Below are 15,022 nucleotides of genomic sequence, written 5' to 3'. Positions count from 1 at the left end.
GCTAGGAACTCTCCTGGCCGGCGGTGACCCGGGCCAGGTCGGCGATGACGTCGGTCAGCTGTCCGGTGCGCTCCAGGACTGCCCGCTGACGGACGGCGCCATTGCCTCGGGTCAGCACCTGTCCGAGCCGCTCGTCGACGAGCGACTCGTCCCCGTTGTCGCGCAGGGCCGGTCTGATGTGGTCGATCAGGTGGTGGACGACGTGGGTCGCGGGCTGCGGCCGGCTCGTACCCGGGTCCAGCAGGTCGCCTTCGAGACCGTATCGACCGGCCTGCCAGGTCGCGAGCCGCAGCAGCTGGGACGAGACCGGATCGGCGTCCTCGCCGGCCTGCCACTGTGCTGCGGCGGTGTCGACCAGTCCACGGCACAGTGCGGCGATCAGGACGGTGTCGCGGGCGTCGAGGCACACGTCAGCCACCCGGATCTCGACGGTCGGGTATCGGTGCGACAGTCGGGCGTCGAAGTAGACCATGCCCTCGTCGAGGAGTACTCCCGAGTTGAGCATGTCGGCGACCAGCTGCCGGTAGCGGTGCGCCGAGCCAAAGATGTCCTGGGGGCCGACGGTCGGCCAGCGGACGATCGCCTGTGATCGGAAGCTCGCATACTGGCTGTCGGCTCCTTGCCAGAACGGGGAGTTCGCGCTGATCGCCAGGAGGGGCGGCAGCCACGTCCGTATACGGTCGAGCACCCCGACGCCTTCTTCAGCCGAGTCCACCGAGACGTGGACGTGGCAGCCGCAGGTCAGTTGCTCGTGTGTCGTGATCCCGAATCGCTCGACCATCTGCTGGTATCGGGAGTCATGGAACACGCTCGGCTCCACCGGCATCGGAGACGTCCCGGTGGCCAGAACTCGTGCTCCTTCTCGGCGGGCGGCGTCGATCGCCTTGTCTCTCCATTCACGGATGTCGGCATCGAGGTCGGCCATCTCGGTGCGCGGCGGCGTGTCGGTTTCCAGCTGTTGTTGCTGCAGCTCGTGTTCGAGTGAACCTCCGGGTGCGGCGTCCGTACGGGGCCCGGCGGCCGCTGAAGATCGGAGTATTCGTTCCGCGACGGCTCGGGGTCTGCCCTCCGTCGCATCGACGAGCAGCAGCTCCTCCTCGATGCCGACAGTTCGCATCTGTCGAGTCTTGCAGGGTTCTCGACTTGCTGCGCGCCAGCGCCGGACGGACCACACAGGGTGCGGACCGTCACTCGTCAGTTTGAACAGGCCGACAGCTGGGCACGGCGATGAGTATGAACAGCACAGACGAAGGCGGTTTCCCGCCGCAGCAGCAAGAAGTCCCGGGCGAGACCGGCCAGATGCGACCGGTTCCGGACCACGGGGAGGAGTCCTATCGGGGAAATGGGCGTCTCACCGGACGTAAGGCGCTCGTTACCGGTGGTGATTCGGGGATCGGACGTGCGGTCGCGCTGGCATTCGCCCGCGAAGGTGCCGATGTCGCGTTCACCTATATGGCTGAGGAAGAAAGGGATGCCCAGGAGACCCGAGCCTTGGTCGAGAACGAAGATCGCGTGTGCGTTCCGATCCAGGCCGATCTGCGCGACCCCGACGAGTGCAAGCGAGTCGTGGACGACGCGGTGCAGGGCCTGGACGGATTGGATTTGTTGGTCAACAACGCCGGTTTCCAGATGGCGAGGGATGAAGGCCTGGAGGAGATCAGCGACGAGCGGCTCGACCGTACCTTCAAGACGAACCTCTACGCACTGTTCTGGGTGACGCGGGCGGCTCTGGCGCATCTGGGGCCGGGATCGGCGATCATCAATAACTCGTCGATCCAGGCCTATGATCCCTCCGAGACGCTGTTGGACTATGCCTCGACGAAGGCGGCGATCAACAACGTCACGGTCAATCTGGCGGCGCAGCTCGGCCCTCGGGGTATCCGAGTCAACGCCGTGGCCCCTGGCCCGATCTGGACTCCACTGCAACCTGCCACACAGACCGTGGAGAAGATCGAGAACTTCGGTACCGACACTCCCCTCGGACGAGCCGGCCAACCGGCCGAGGTGGCTCCGGCCTTCGTGTTCCTGGCCTCCACGAGCGATGCCAGCTACGTGTCGGGGACGGTGCTCGGCGTGACGGGCGGCAAGCCGGTTTTCTGAGCCGCGCTGAGAACCACCAGACGCGGGCGAATATGAGTGCGGCGGTCGTGCTGATCGCTCCGATGACCAGGCCGACTTAGGGGAACACCGCCTGGAGATCTGCCGCGTCAGAAAAGAGTGCTCCGGACTCTTGACCTCGTACGATCCTGCATGTCAATATGACGTATCACATACTGTTGAACACTCCGACAGTGGATTTACCGATCGAGATGTGGCAGACGGGCCCGGACCTGTCGCGCTTAGTGCGTGACATCGGGGATTCGCCTTCTTACTGACGTATCAAATTGGTGCAACAGCGCCATGGTTAAGCATTTGCCGACCAGGTACGTAAGGAGAAGGTGTGAAGCGTCAAGTCGATCCGAATCGTTGCACCGACGCGATCGGTGCCAAGCGTCGCGATGTGCCGGTCAGGCCATTGCCGTTCACGCGTATACGTGCCGCCCCTTCGAGGCTCTGCCTCGGCGCGTCCTTGTAGAGGTCATGTCCCCTGATCCACTCCGTGGATCAAGGACGCGCTGGCTGGAGGCCCGGAGCGAGAGCTCTTCGCCCTATCCAGCCGACCCACATTCATCTCATGCGGATCTCACACAGATCGCCACATGAGACGCATCGTCACACCCAAATCCACCACGAAGCAAGGAAAGAGGATCTGTGAAAGCACCGTCGAAGACCATAGCCCTAGGCTTGGCAGCCCTAGTCGGGCTCACCTTGAGTTCCTGTAGCGACGATTCGCCAGCAACAAAGAGCGCAGCGGATGCCGCCATCGTCCCCGCAGCGGACGTCGTCGGATATGAGCCGGATGATCCGGCCTGCAAACGCAATAAGGCTGCAGGACCCATCACCTACATCTCGTCATTCGGATATGCGGCGAGCGGCTCGATCATGGACGTGTTCATGGCGCGCGATCTCGGCTACTACGACGCACTGTGCCTGACGGTCAAGATGAATACTGCCGGATCCTCGGGTCAGCAACTCGTCAACGCCAACAAAGCGCAGTTCACCTCGGTCGGATCGGCCCCGAGCGTTCTCGCCGCTGCCGCGAACGCCAAGCACATCACGGCCATCGCGACCTATGGGACGACCGACCCGCACTGCATCTTGGCGAACAAGAAGATCAAGACGCTCAAGGATCTCGAAGGGGAGCGGCTCGGCTACTTCGTCGAAGTCGCTCCGGTCGCCAGGGCGCAGCTGGTGCACGCCGGGGTGGACCTCGACAAGGTCAAGTTCACCAAGATCACGAACTACGACCCGAGCATCGTCACGAGGGGCCAGATCGCGGCGGTCATCTCGTACACCTCGAATCAATGCGCCACGCTCAAAGCGAACGGAGTCGAGTTCTCCGAGTTCCTTCCGGTGGCCGCTGGAATCGAGAGCACGTACAGCGTGATGGAGGTCAACTCCGAATTCCTGCGTGAGCACCGCGAGGTTGCGGCGGACTTCATGCGCGCAACTCTGAAGGCGCTCAAGTACTGCGTGGACGGTGAGGTCGAATGCGCCACGCATGTCTCGAAGCTGGCCAAAGAGAACGATCAAGGTGACTCGTTCCCCCTGGAACAACAGCTGAGAACGTGGAAGACCGAAGCCCAGTGGGTGCGCGACAGTGAAGTGACTCCTGTGGGTTCCCAGACACTTGCCCAGTGGGAGGCCGCTGCCGAGATAACCCGCAAGTACGGGGATGTCCATGCGGTGCCGGACGTTGCATCCGTGGCGGACTTCGATCTCGTCAAGGATCTGTACAGCAGCGACGGCGAACTCGTCTGGCCGGGCAAATGACCGGGGCGACGCTGAAGGTCGACGCCGATGTCGTCGTGTCGGGCGTGACCAAACGGTACTCGGGCCGAAGCCGGTCCGTGACGGTGCTCGACGATGTCGACCTCAGGGTCGGAGCCGGTGAGTTCGTCTCGATCATCGGCCCGAGTGGGTGTGGCAAATCAACTCTCCTGCGCATCATCGCCGGACTGGTCACACCCGACGAGGGCGATGTCGAAGTCAACGGGCATTCGGTGCGCGAAGCCATGAAACGCAAGGCGATGGGACTCGTCCCGCAGTCGCCGGCGCTCCTGCCGTGGCATTCAGTGCGGGACAACGTGCTCCTGCCGATCGGAGTCAACCGTCAGGCGAATGCCGGTCGAGATCTGCTCGACGTCGATGCACTCCTGACGTCCTTCGGCCTGGGGGGTGATCTCGAAAAGTACCCCAAGCAGCTTTCCGGTGGCATGCAGCAACGAGTTGCCATTGCTCGGGCATTCGCCTTCGACCCGCCTGTGCTGCTGATGGATGAACCATTCTCGGCGCTCGATGAGATCACCCGCGATCAGCAGAGACTCGGGCTCCTGAACTTTTGGCAGTCGAACCGCAAGTCGGTCGTTTTCATCACTCACTCGGTGCCGGAGGCGATTCTCCTGTCCGACCGGGTGGTGCTCATGTCGGCGAATCCCGGACGGATCGCGGACATCACAGAAATCACGCTTCCTCGACCCAGGGATGAATCCGTGTTCGGAAGTGACGAGTTTCGCGACCTGGAGAGCCACGTGCGAGAAGGGCTACGGAAGGTGATGAAGAATGCAGCTGTCTAGGGGTAGTTCCGCAACGGTCATTCGAGAGTCCCCTCTCGAGCAGGCCACTGCCGCCGAGCCTTCTTCTGCCCGGGAGCCCAAGAGCCGCGCTGGTGCCGTGTGGGCTTCTCGTCTCCGATTGGGAACGTGGCTGCCTGCCCTCGTGACGTTCGCGACCCTTGCCCTGATCTGGGAAGTGGTGGCACACGCCAAGCCGTTCATCATTCCCCCCATGGGCAATGTGTGGAACAGCATCATCAATGATCCCGAGGCGTATTGGCACAACCTGTTGAGGACGCTTCAAGAAGTCGTGGTCGGGGGCGGTGTGGCCATCGTGGCCGGCTATCTGCTGGCGGTTCTGATGTGCGAGTTCAGGATCGTGGAACGCGCCCTCATGCCGGTTGTCGTACTCATCATGGTGACGCCCGTGATCGCGATCGCTCCGGCGCTGGTGGTCGCCTTCGGTTTCGGGATGCTGCCGAAGTACATCGTCACGGCGATCGTGGTCATCTTCCCCGTGCTGATCAACTCGCTGGCGGGTCTTCGGGCCGTGGATCCGGGCGCCTTGGACGTGCTGCGGGTCGTCAATGCCAGCAGGTGGGAAGTGTTCCGCACCCTTCGTATCCCGGGAAGCATGCCCTACTTCTTCGCTGGGCTGCGGATCTGTATGCCCCTTGCAGTCATCGGCGCCGCTGTCGCGGAGTTCGTTGCAGCGGGCGAAGCATCGGGTCTGGGCGCCATGGTCTCGGTCGCCGCTTCCCAAGCGAATCTCGATGTGACCTGGGCCGGAATCACGATGCTGTGCGTGCTGGGGATGACCCTCGTGGGCGCGCTCGCTCTGCTTCGCCGGCGGGTCTTGTGGTGGGACGACGAGGGTCGTTCTCCGCACTAGCCCCTGAACCGGCCACTGCTCCAAATCTCTCCATATATATACAAAGATAGGTGTGACGACAGTCATGAAGAATGAAGTAACTTTCCGTAGCTTCGAAGAGTCGACCCAGGAGGATTGGGACCTCATCACCCCAGGGTGGGCCGTGGAGCAGAGCAAAGTTCCCGAGCAGGCGCTCTACATGCTTCGCGCGCTCGACACGGCGAAGGGGAAGTTTCCCATCACCCGCCTCGAGCACTCGCTGCAGACCGCGACCCGTGCGGAGCGTGACGGCAGGGACGAGGAGTACGTCCTGTGCGCCTTGCTGCACGACATCGGCGATGTCGTTGCCCCCGCGAACCATCCGATGATCGCTGCGGCCGTATTGAAGCCGTTCGTCTCCGAGGCGAACTACTGGATGGTCGAGAATCACGATGTGTTCCAGGGTTACTACTTCTGGCACCACCTGGGGATGGATCGCGACGCCCGTGAGGCATTCCGTGATTCGGAGTACTTCGATTACACGGAAGAGTTTTGCTACAAGTACGACCAGCGGGCGTTCGACCCTGACTATGTCAGTGCGCCGCTGGAGTACTTCGAGCCGCTTGTCGAGCGGCTCCTGACCCGCCGGAAGTAGCAAGGGCCCGGGTGCGTCGACCTGCGTCGGCGCACCCGGGGCCATGCCGCCGACCTCTACCTCGATGTGGGACGAAAACAATGAAGATTGACAATGTGTCGGTACTGACGGCCAGCTATCCGGACTCCAGGGGCTACAAACTGCACTACCTGTTCGTGCGGGTTGAGCTTGCAGACGGTGTTGTGGGGTACGGCGAGATCAGCGACGGCTGGGGATGCTTGTTCCCGGCGATCGAAGGTGCCGTGGTCGAATCAGCGATCGCGCCTCTCGTTCAGGGGCAGGAGCTGGATTCGGTGCCACGGATCATGTCGCTGGTCACCGGCAGGCTGAGCCGAAGGCCGGGTCTTGTCGGTGCGACGGCCCACGCGCTCAGCGGCGTTGATATCGCCCTCTGGGATGCGCTCGGCAAGTCGCGCGGCGTTCCGGTCAGCGAACTCATCGGCGGCTGGCGGACCGAGATCCCGGTCTACGCCTCGGGGGCCTTTCTCTCTGAGATGTCGGCCAAGGATCATGCCCAGTACCTGGGCGAGTGCCTCGAGCGGGGTGTCAAAGCAGTCAAGGTTCGGACCGCGCTGGAATGGCGTTCGGACATGGCGGTATTGAAAGAGCTGCGTTCGCTGCTGGGCGAGGACATTCGGATATTCGTCGACGGCACCGAGAACTACTCCCTTGCCGCCGCCTTGCAGATGTGTCGGGCATTCGCCGAGGCAGGCGTCGAGATGTTCGAGGAACCCATACCCCAGGGCTCACGGTCTGCACGTCAGGAACTGGTGTCTCAATCGCCTATCGCGATCGGCTACGGCGAACACTTGAGCATGGCAAGCGAGTTCGAGGACACAGCCGTCAATCGCATGGCCTCGATCTTGCAACCGGATCCGGCGATCACTGGCGGGATCTTGGAGATGCTGAAGGTCGGCGACATCGCCGAGTATCACGGTCTGCCGGTGATGCCGCATTCCGCAGCAGGTCCGGTCTCACTCGCGGCGTGCCTGCACGCTTGCTCGGCGATGCGGAATGTCCCGATGTTCGAGTATCCCGCTGCGCGTAACGAGTTCTCAGAGCTGGTGACGAACTCGCTCGAGTTGAGTCCATCCGCACTGCGAAACGGTTGCCTCCAAGTCCCCGAAGGGCCAGGTTTGGGCATAGAGGTCGATGAGGCGCAGCTGGCGCGGTTGCCTTATGACCCGGATGACATGTCAGGTGGTCCGTCTGAATGGTCGATCGGAGCGGTGTTCTAGCAGGCGCTGTAGTGCGTCCTGGCTGCCGTCTGTCGCGCGAGTTCGACCTGGAACATGCTGACACCATGTAACATGTACGAAACTATTCAACATCGACCTCAAGATCGACATCGATAGTCGGGGGCTGTTGCGGGCGCCGGGCAAGAAGGGTTGGAAGATGAGCGCCGAACCGGTTGCGAATTCGGGTGACGTGTACGAGCGGCTGTCCAATGCGCGGCTCTCGCCGGCGCAACGCAGGGTCGCCCGTTACGTCATCGATCATCGTGATGCGGCGGCGTTTCTGACGAGCGAGAGCATCGCGCAGGAAGTCGGCGTCAGTCAGCCGTCCGTCTCCAGATTCGCCGCGGCTCTCGGATACGCCAGGTTCTCGGACTTCAAGCGAGCTCTGCAGACATGGTCGCGTTCGGAGCGTTCGGCTCTTCCGTCGACCGAGGAGGAGAGCGCCAGCCCGCTGGTGGAGGCGATCGTCGCCGAAGTGGCCAATCTCCAGTGGCTGGCACAGTCGCCGACGCTCGGCGACCAGATCACCCGGGTGGGCGCCGCGCTGATGTCTTCGGAACGTCTGCCGGTGATCGGCCTTCGAATCTCTCGGTCGCACGCTCAGCATTTCGCCTATCTCGGTGGCAAGGTGCATCCGGGTATCTCGGTCATCGATCGCGGAGACACCGAGGCGAGGGAGAGTCTGTCGCGCGTCGCAGCAGAGGGCGGCACGTGGTGTCTGGCCTACGTTCTCCCGCGGTATCCACGGGAGGCGTGTGAATTGATCAGATACGCCCGCGAGGTCGGTCTGAAGGTGGCGGTACTCAGCGACGAGTCATTTGCGACCGTCGGCCACGAGACCGACGAACTCATCACGGTCCGGCTGGGAAGCGGATTGCTGTTCGACACGTCTGCCGCGATGAATATCGCGACATCGGCGCTGCTGCACGCCATGGCCGATTCCAATCCGGCCGCATCTCAAGAGGGGCTCGAGCGATTCGAGCGCGATGCGACCGAACTGATGGTTTTCGACGACTAGGATCGCTCTGCTGCGACCCTGACGATGAGCTTGCCGAAGTTGGTGCCGTGCAGTAGCCCGAAGAATGCCTCGGGAGCATTCTCGAGGCCGTCGACGAACGTCTCGCGGTACTTCATCCGTCCCTCGGAGACCCAGATCGGCATATCGCGCTCGAAGTCGGCGTAGTGCGATGCGATCAGATCGCGCTGAGTGAAGCCGCGCACCACCAGTCGCTTGATATTGATCGCGCTCATCAAGGCGGGGAGCCGGTCCACGCCGGTGGGAGCGGATGTCTGGTTGTACTGCGAGATCAAGCCGCAGACCGGCACGCGGGCAAAATCGTTGAGATGCGGGAACACCGCGTCCCACACCGCACCGCCGACATTCTCGAAGTAGACGTCGATCCCGTCCGGCACGGCCTCAGCCAATTCCTGGTCGAAATGCGGCGACCGTCGATCGAGGGCGACGTCGAATCCCAGGTCGTCGAGCCACGCGACCTTCTCGGAACCACTCGCGATGCCGACCGCGCGCGCCCCTTTGATCTTGGCGATCTGACCTACCACTGAGCCGACCGCGCCGCTCGCGGCGGCGACCACAAGCGTCTCGCCCGGCTGTACTCGGCCGATTTCGGCCATGCCGGCGTACGCCGCGAACCCCGGCATACCGAGCACGCCCAGGGCAGTCGAAATGGGGGCCGCAACTGGATCGATCCGCCGCAAGTCCTCGGCATCCAGCACCGCGTGCGTCTGCCAGCCGGCACGGGCCAAGACGATATCCCCGGAGGCGTAGTGCTCCGAGGCCGAGTCGACGACCTCACACACGGTTCCACCCTCCATGACGTCCCCGATCTCGACGGGCTTGGCGTAGGACCGTGAGTCGTTCATCCGTCCGCGCATGTACGGATCGAGTGAGAGGTAGATGGTTTTGAGCAGGACCTGGCCCGCGCGCAAAGGCGGCAGGCTCCGAGTTTCGAGGCGGAAGTTGTCGTGGACTGGCTCGCCCTGAGGTCGAGAGGCGAGCACAACGGCGAGAGTTTGGTTCACGAAATGCAACCTACCCAACGGTTGCCGTTCTTGCATAGTCCGCGATACGGTCAATGCTAAACGTGAATGTTTTTCTACAGAAGGTCGAATCCATCGACCGTCACATGGCGGATGCGGATCGTCCGAAACCCAGGCACAGGAGGATTGATCAACTTGAGCACCCTTACGATCACCGGCGAGCGACTCGGTCTTGACGAACTGCGGGCCGTCTATCAGGGCCCGATCAAGGTGCAGCTTGCCCCTACGGCGATCGAGAATCTTCGTCGCGCCCATCAGGTCATCGTGGATTCGATCGAACGAGGCGACGTCGTCTACGGCGTCAACACCGGATTCGGGAAGCTGGCCGATCGACGGATCTCACCGGATGACCTGTCTGAGCTGCAGCGTCGGTCCGTGCTCTCGCACATGGTCGGGGTCGGAGACCCGTTGCCGGACGCGACGGTGCGCGCCATCATGCTCGTCAAGCTGATCGGCCTGGCCCGCGGGCACTCGGGGGTTCGGGTCGAGATCGCCCAGATGCTGGTCGACCTGATCAACGCCGACGTGCTTCCGGTGGTCCCGTCGCAGGGCTCGGTCGGAGCGTCAGGCGATCTGGCACCGCTGGCGCACCTGGCGGGTGCGCTCATGGGCGAGGGCCGTGTCCGGGTCGGCGGCGTGACGTACGGCGCCGTGGAGGGACTGGCGAAAGCAGGTCTCGACCCCGTTGTGCTGGGACCGAAGGAGGCCGTCGCTCTGTTGAACGGCGTGCAGGTCTCGACGGCGATCGCCCTTCGCGCCTTGTTCGGCGCGGAGGCAGTCTTCAACGCCGGGCTCGCGGCAGGCGCTCTGACGCTGGAGGCCACCGCGGGCCGACAGGTGGTCCTGGATGATCGAATCCAGCAGATTCGGGGTCATGCAGGTCAGATTCGGGTCGCGGAGCTTCTGCGCCGGCTCGTGGCCGACAGCTCGGTCCTCGACGTGGAGTTCGAGGGCCGGCGGCTCCAGGACCCGTACTGCCTGCGCTGCCAGCCGCAGGTCATGGGCGCGGCGCTCGACCTGCTGTCGTTCGCGGCCCGGACGATCGAGCAGGAAGTCAACGCCGTCTCGGACAATCCGTTGATGTTCCCCGATGACGGCGTCGTGCTGTCGGGTGGAAACTTCCACGGGCAGCCGATCGCCTTTGCCGCAGACATCATCGCGATGGCCCTGTGCGAGATCGGCTCGATCTCCGAGCGCCGGCAGGCCATGTTGATGGATTCGTCGATGAGTGGCCTCGCGCCTTTCTTGGTGGGCAATGCGGGTCTGAACTCCGGCTTCATCATGGCGCAGGTGACGAGTGCTGCGCTGGTCGCCGAGAACCGGGCCAAGGCGACACCTAACAGTGTCGACAGCATTCCCACGTCGGCGGGACAAGAGGACCACGTCAGCATGGCCACGCACGCCTCGGTGCGTCTGGGCCCGATGGTTCGCAATGCTGCCTACGTCGTGGCCATCGAGCTGCTGTGCGCGGCTCAGGGGCTCGACCTGCGCAATGGGGGAGTCAGCGCACCGGCGAACCGTCCGAGCTATGACCTGGTGCGTTCGAAAGCCGAATTCCTTCAAGATGACCGGATCATGGCCGGCGAGATGGAAGACATCGCCGCGCAGGTGCTCGAGGGAGCGTTCGTGGACATCGTGGGCGGCACGCTGGACGCGACCGTGTGACGTGACTGTGTGAACCGGCTGTCCAGGGGTCTGCTCGTCCGTCCGTCCGTGTGGCGGGCGGGCAGGCCTGGCTGCGTCGATTGGTTCGCGTGGGTGAGCCGATGAGTCACGCGCCCGTAAACATCATGTTTCCAGTCCGAATTGACTCTTGCGCTCTTGCATAAACAAGGATACGTTTCTGAAATCGCTGAATGAATAGTTTCATACCTAGTCCTGGTTAGTTCCTTTTAGGAGTCAATGATGCGCAGTAACCGTGCAGTGCTCACCGGCATCTCCATGCTGACGGCAGTTGCCTTTCTCGTGAGCGGTTGTGGCTCTTCCGAGCCCGGCAGCTCGGACGAAAGCTCCAAGCGCGATCCGGAGTTGGCAAAGCTCCTCCCCCAGAAAGTGCGGGACGCAGGTGTCCTCACCGTCGCCACTGACCCGCAGTACCCGCCGTGCGACTTCATCAACGAATCCGGCAAGGTCGACGGCTTCAATCACGACATCCTGATGGCGATCGCACCTCGTCTCGGCATCAAGATCGAGCAGCCGTCCATCGCTTTCGACGGATTGCTGCCCGGCGTCCAGAGCGGCCGATTCGACGCCGCGATGGAGTGCATCACCGACAATGTCGAGCGCCAGAAGTCGGTGCAGTTCGTCGACTACGCGTATGCGACCAAGAGCGTCATGACGACCGCTGACAACAAGCGTGGTCTCACCGAGAACCCCCTCACCGCGTGTGGACTGAAAGCAGGCGTCCAGACCGGCACCGAGTTCGTCGAGGACGCGAAATTGTTCTCGAAGAACTGCGTTTCGGAGGGCAAGCCGGAACTGAAGGTCACCAACTTCCCGACCGCAGGCGACCAGAACACGGCACTGCAGTCGGGAAGAATCGACTTCGCCTTCACTAACACGGCCACAGGAGTGTGGCAGGCCAAATCCAGTGACGGTGACTTCGAAGTCATCCCGAGCCCGCTGCTGTCGCGCACGTACGTCGGCATCGTTGTCGGGCCGGAAGCTGACGACACCGCCAAGGCGCTCCTCGGGGGTCTCGAAGCGATCATCGCGGACGGAACGTACGCGAAGATCATGGACGAGTGGGATCTGTCTGACATCGCCCTCGACAAGCCGGGCATCAACCTGGCCACGGAACGTCCTCTCGAGTTGCCGACAGCGTGCGGCGCGTGCGGCGCCTGACGTAGTCCAGGGCGGTCGCGATCACGCTTCAGATCTGGTGCGGCCCGCACCGCCGTGCCGCACCAGGTCCTGAGGCCGGACCCGAGAGGGCCCGAGATCCGATCTCCAAGAACAGGTGGAGCGACATGACAAGACACACTGCCGAACTCGGTCAGGCCGAGTCCGCGAAGGCCGCAAAGGCCATGGAAGGAAGATCTGTGACGCAACCGGACGACGATGTTCTCGTGAGCGATCCATTCGCAAAACCTCGGCCGCGCCGGCATCCGAGTCACTGGCTCAGCGGCCTCGTGGCAGCTGTGGTCGTCGGGGCTGTGGTCTACGGTCTGGCGACGAACAAGCACCTGGAGTGGGATGTGGTGTGGCGCTACCTCTTCTCGCGCCCCATCCTCGAGGGCTTGTGGATGACGATCAAGCTGTCCTTGATCGCCCAGGTCATCGCGGTCTTCATCGGTTGTGTGCTGGCCCTGCTCGGCGAATCGCGCAATCCGGTCTTCCGCGGCGTGGTCAAGGTCTACGTCAGCTTGTTCCGCGGGCTGCCGCTCCTGGTGCTCCTGCTCCTGTGCTTCAACGCTGCGCTGTTCATCCCGCGTATCGGAGTCGGCGGCGCCAGCTGGGACACCAACGTCCTGATCTCCGGATTCACCGCGGCCATTATCGGTTTGTCGCTGCACGAAGGCGCTTTCATGGTCGAGATCATCCGGGCAGGCTTCTTGTCGGTTCCTCCAGGTCAGCGCGAGGCGGCGCAGGTTCTGGGCATGAAGCGCGGTGTCATCATGCGATGCATCGTCGTGCCTCAGGCCATCCGAGTCATTATCCCGCCGACCGGCAACCAATTCATCAGCCTGCTGAAGGCGAGTTCGCTCGTCGCCGTCATCGGTGGCGGTGACTTGCTGACGCGCGCGCAGCAGATATACGGCTCGAACTTCAAGGTCATCCCGCTGCTCATCGTCGTGAGCTTTTGGTATCTGGCCATCGTGATGGTCGCGACCGTCGGTCAGCACTTCTTGGAGAAGAAGTACTCCCTGTCCAGGGGCCCGCAGAAGGTCTCCGTGCAAGTTCGCGTCGAGGAGGCGCCCAAGTGAACGACAAGCCGCTGGTGACGATCCGAGACGTGCAGAAACGTTTCGGCGATGTCGAGGTGCTCAAAGGAATCGACCTCGAAGTGATGCACGGCGAGGTGTTGTGTCTGATCGGCCCTTCGGGGTCGGGCAAGAGCACACTGCTGCGATGCGTCAACTTCCTCGAGCAGATCGACGGGGGGTACATCCAGGTCGACAAGGGATTTGCCGGAGCCACGGTCAAAAATGGCGAGTTGCACGAGGCCAGCGAAGCCGAGGTCGCCCGATTCCGACAAGGCATCGGCATGGTCTTCCAGCATTTCAATCTCTTCTCCCACCTGACGGCCCTGGAGAACGTGTCCATCGGTCTGGTCAAGGTGCGTGGATTCTCCAAGTCCGAGGCGACCGATCGAGCCGATGCCGCGCTGGCGGACGTGGGACTCGGACATGTCAAGAACTCCTACCCTCGGCATCTGTCCGGGGGACAGCAACAACGCGTCGCCATCGCCCGTGCATTGGCCATGGAGCCGAAGCTGATGCTGTTCGATGAACCGACCAGCGCCCTCGACCCCGAGCTGGTCGGCGAGGTGCTGTCAGTCATGCGCGGCGTCGCCGAGCGGGGCATGACGATGATCGTCGTCACTCATGAGATGCGCTTCGCGCGAGACGTCGCTGATCGGGTCGCCTTCATGGACCAGGGACGCATCGTCGAGATCGGTGACGGCAAGACCCTCATCGACTCGCCTTCCTCCGAACGCACCAAAAACTTCCTCAACCACGTGGAGTGACGACGAGACCATGGCAGATCTACAGATAGAAGTGACCGAACCAAGCGGTGCCGAGGACGGTCCGTGGCTGGTGCTTGGCCATTCGCTCGGAACGTCGAGCCGATTGTGGTCCGAGGCCAGGCGGCTGCTCGAACGCAGGTTCCGGGTCGTTTCCTGGAACCTGCCGGGCCATGGCGGTGCTCCCGCAGCCGGTGGGCCGTTCGTCATGAGGGACCTTGCAGATGGGGTTGCTGCACGCCTGGACGAGCTCGGGATCCGACGGTTCGCCTATGCCGGCGTGTCGCTCGGTGGCTCGGTGGGGCTGGAGCTCGCACTGCGCCACGGCGAGCGAATCGATGGCGTCGCCATCATCTCGTCGGGTGCGAATGTCGACGCACCACAGGTGTGGACTGCCCGGGCGGAAGCCGTACGTTCCGACGGGACTGCGAGCCTCGCCGAAGGTTCATTGCAGCGATGGTTCGCGCCGGGCACTCGAGATGCTCGGGCAGGGCGCGTCGAAGAGATGATCGACGCTCTCCGCGCGGCGGACGACCACAGCTATGCGTGGGCATGCGAGGCCTTGGCCGCCTACGATGCCCGGCCTGATCTGGGGACGGTCACTGTGCCCGTCCTGACTCTGTGGGGCGAATTCGACCAGCTCGTTCCAGAGCAGAAGTCGGCCGAGCTTGCACAAGGCGTGAACCGCGGAACGGTGCAGTGCGTCCTGGGCGCGGCCCACGCGGCGCCGTTGGAGCAGCCTGAGGTGGTCGCCGAGCAGTTGATCGACTTCCTGCTTGATCCCTGATCCAGGCCGCCCCGAGAACCACTCGAGGATCACTGATCCTCCGAAAGAATCGACTCCAGGAGATATGCGCAGTACATGCCGCCATGACGGCC

15 protein-coding genes are annotated in these 15,022 nt (G+C 63.0%); 13 read left to right on the top strand and 2 right to left on the bottom strand.

Annotation, left to right across the window (positions count from 1 at the left end; translation table 11 throughout):
- Position 1 precedes the first annotated feature (1 nt).
- On the bottom strand, positions 2–1,117 hold the full coding sequence (locus ACXJKC_RS10730) for a glutamate--cysteine ligase 2 (protein ID WP_456696702.1): 1,116 nt from the start codon (positions 1,115–1,117) through the stop codon (positions 2–4).
- Between the two features lie 116 nt (positions 1,118–1,233).
- On the opposite strand from ACXJKC_RS10730, the gene ACXJKC_RS10725 reads away from it, so the two are divergent.
- The 8 genes from ACXJKC_RS10725 to ACXJKC_RS10690 all read left to right on the top strand — a co-directional run bounded on the left by ACXJKC_RS10725 (position 1,234) and on the right by ACXJKC_RS10690 (position 8,416).
- Complete coding sequence (locus tag ACXJKC_RS10725; protein WP_456696701.1) at positions 1,234–2,100, top strand: SDR family oxidoreductase; 867 nt, start codon at positions 1,234–1,236, stop codon at positions 2,098–2,100.
- A 340-nt stretch (positions 2,101–2,440) separates the two neighbouring features.
- Positions 2,441–2,575, top strand: a complete 135-nt coding sequence (locus ACXJKC_RS10720; RefSeq protein ID WP_456696700.1) for a hypothetical protein — start codon at positions 2,441–2,443, stop codon at positions 2,573–2,575.
- A gap of 233 nt (positions 2,576–2,808) precedes the next feature.
- On the top strand, positions 2,809–3,873 hold the full coding sequence (locus tag ACXJKC_RS10715) for an ABC transporter substrate-binding protein (RefSeq protein WP_456696699.1): 1,065 nt from the start codon (positions 2,809–2,811) through the stop codon (positions 3,871–3,873).
- A complete protein-coding gene (locus ACXJKC_RS10710; protein WP_456696698.1) occupies positions 3,870–4,676 on the top strand; it encodes an ABC transporter ATP-binding protein in 807 nt (268 codons plus the stop codon). The genes ACXJKC_RS10715 and ACXJKC_RS10710 overlap by 4 nt, the downstream gene beginning before the upstream one ends.
- A gap of 142 nt (positions 4,677–4,818) precedes the next feature.
- Entirely contained in the window at positions 4,819–5,547 is a 729-nt protein-coding gene (locus tag ACXJKC_RS10705) for an ABC transporter permease (RefSeq protein WP_456696697.1), read from the top strand.
- A 64-nt stretch (positions 5,548–5,611) separates the two neighbouring features.
- Positions 5,612–6,160 carry an HD domain-containing protein gene (locus ACXJKC_RS10700; RefSeq protein WP_456696696.1) on the top strand — a complete coding sequence of 183 codons (549 nt, stop codon included), beginning with the start codon at positions 5,612–5,614 and terminating at the stop codon, positions 6,158–6,160.
- 80 nt (positions 6,161–6,240) lie between these two features.
- Positions 6,241–7,398: a mandelate racemase/muconate lactonizing enzyme family protein gene (locus tag ACXJKC_RS10695; protein ID WP_456696695.1), complete on the top strand. Its 1,158-nt coding sequence runs from the start codon at positions 6,241–6,243 to the stop codon at positions 7,396–7,398.
- A 157-nt stretch (positions 7,399–7,555) separates the two neighbouring features.
- Entirely contained in the window at positions 7,556–8,416 is an 861-nt protein-coding gene (locus ACXJKC_RS10690; protein WP_456696694.1) for a MurR/RpiR family transcriptional regulator, read from the top strand.
- Here ACXJKC_RS10690 and ACXJKC_RS10685 read toward each other — a convergent pair.
- Entirely contained in the window at positions 8,413–9,438 is a 1,026-nt protein-coding gene (locus ACXJKC_RS10685) for an NADP-dependent oxidoreductase (RefSeq protein ID WP_456696693.1), read from the bottom strand. The genes ACXJKC_RS10690 and ACXJKC_RS10685 overlap by 4 nt on opposite strands.
- Positions 9,439–9,591: 153 nt before the next feature.
- On the opposite strand from ACXJKC_RS10685, the gene hutH reads away from it, so the two are divergent.
- The 5 genes from hutH (at position 9,592) to ACXJKC_RS10660 (ending at position 14,930) form a co-directional block, all read left to right on the top strand.
- Positions 9,592–11,121, top strand: coding sequence for a histidine ammonia-lyase (hutH, locus tag ACXJKC_RS10680; RefSeq protein WP_456696692.1), 1,530 nt, complete (start codon positions 9,592–9,594; stop codon positions 11,119–11,121).
- A gap of 240 nt (positions 11,122–11,361) precedes the next feature.
- Positions 11,362–12,300 carry an ABC transporter substrate-binding protein gene (locus ACXJKC_RS10675; RefSeq protein WP_456696691.1) on the top strand — a complete coding sequence of 313 codons (939 nt, stop codon included), beginning with the start codon at positions 11,362–11,364 and terminating at the stop codon, positions 12,298–12,300.
- 125 nt (positions 12,301–12,425) lie between these two features.
- Positions 12,426–13,382, top strand: coding sequence for an amino acid ABC transporter permease (locus ACXJKC_RS10670; RefSeq protein WP_456696690.1), 957 nt, complete (start codon positions 12,426–12,428; stop codon positions 13,380–13,382).
- Positions 13,379–14,146, top strand: coding sequence for an amino acid ABC transporter ATP-binding protein (locus ACXJKC_RS10665; protein WP_456696689.1), 768 nt, complete (start codon positions 13,379–13,381; stop codon positions 14,144–14,146). Before ACXJKC_RS10670 ends, ACXJKC_RS10665 begins: the two co-directional genes overlap by 4 nt.
- 10 nt (positions 14,147–14,156) lie before the next feature.
- Positions 14,157–14,930, top strand: coding sequence for an alpha/beta fold hydrolase (locus ACXJKC_RS10660; protein WP_456696688.1), 774 nt, complete (start codon positions 14,157–14,159; stop codon positions 14,928–14,930).
- Positions 14,931–15,022: the final 92 nt, after the last annotated feature.

The sequence above is a fragment of the Aeromicrobium sp. P5_D10 genome, from assembly GCF_054049535.1.
Note: the sequence above shows the minus strand (reverse complement) of the source record. Positions and strands in the feature narration are given on the sequence as shown.

Excerpts from the sequence above, each read along its gene's own strand:
- ACXJKC_RS10690 (WP_456696694.1), top strand. The coding sequence starts at position 7,556 with ATGAGCGCCGAACCGGTTGCGAATTCGGGTGACGTGTACGAGCGGCTG.
- ACXJKC_RS10730 (WP_456696702.1), bottom strand. The coding sequence starts at position 1,117 with ATGCGAACTGTCGGCATCGAGGAGGAGCTGCTGCTCGTCGATGCGACG.
- ACXJKC_RS10670 (WP_456696690.1), top strand. The coding sequence starts at position 12,426 with ATGACAAGACACACTGCCGAACTCGGTCAGGCCGAGTCCGCGAAGGCC.
- ACXJKC_RS10675 (WP_456696691.1), top strand. The coding sequence starts at position 11,362 with ATGCGCAGTAACCGTGCAGTGCTCACCGGCATCTCCATGCTGACGGCA.
- ACXJKC_RS10710 (WP_456696698.1), top strand. The coding sequence starts at position 3,870 with ATGACCGGGGCGACGCTGAAGGTCGACGCCGATGTCGTCGTGTCGGGC.
- ACXJKC_RS10725 (WP_456696701.1), top strand. The coding sequence starts at position 1,234 with ATGAACAGCACAGACGAAGGCGGTTTCCCGCCGCAGCAGCAAGAAGTC.
- ACXJKC_RS10700 (WP_456696696.1), top strand. The coding sequence starts at position 5,612 with ATGAAGAATGAAGTAACTTTCCGTAGCTTCGAAGAGTCGACCCAGGAG.
- ACXJKC_RS10695 (WP_456696695.1), top strand. The coding sequence starts at position 6,241 with ATGAAGATTGACAATGTGTCGGTACTGACGGCCAGCTATCCGGACTCC.
- ACXJKC_RS10660 (WP_456696688.1), top strand. The coding sequence starts at position 14,157 with ATGGCAGATCTACAGATAGAAGTGACCGAACCAAGCGGTGCCGAGGAC.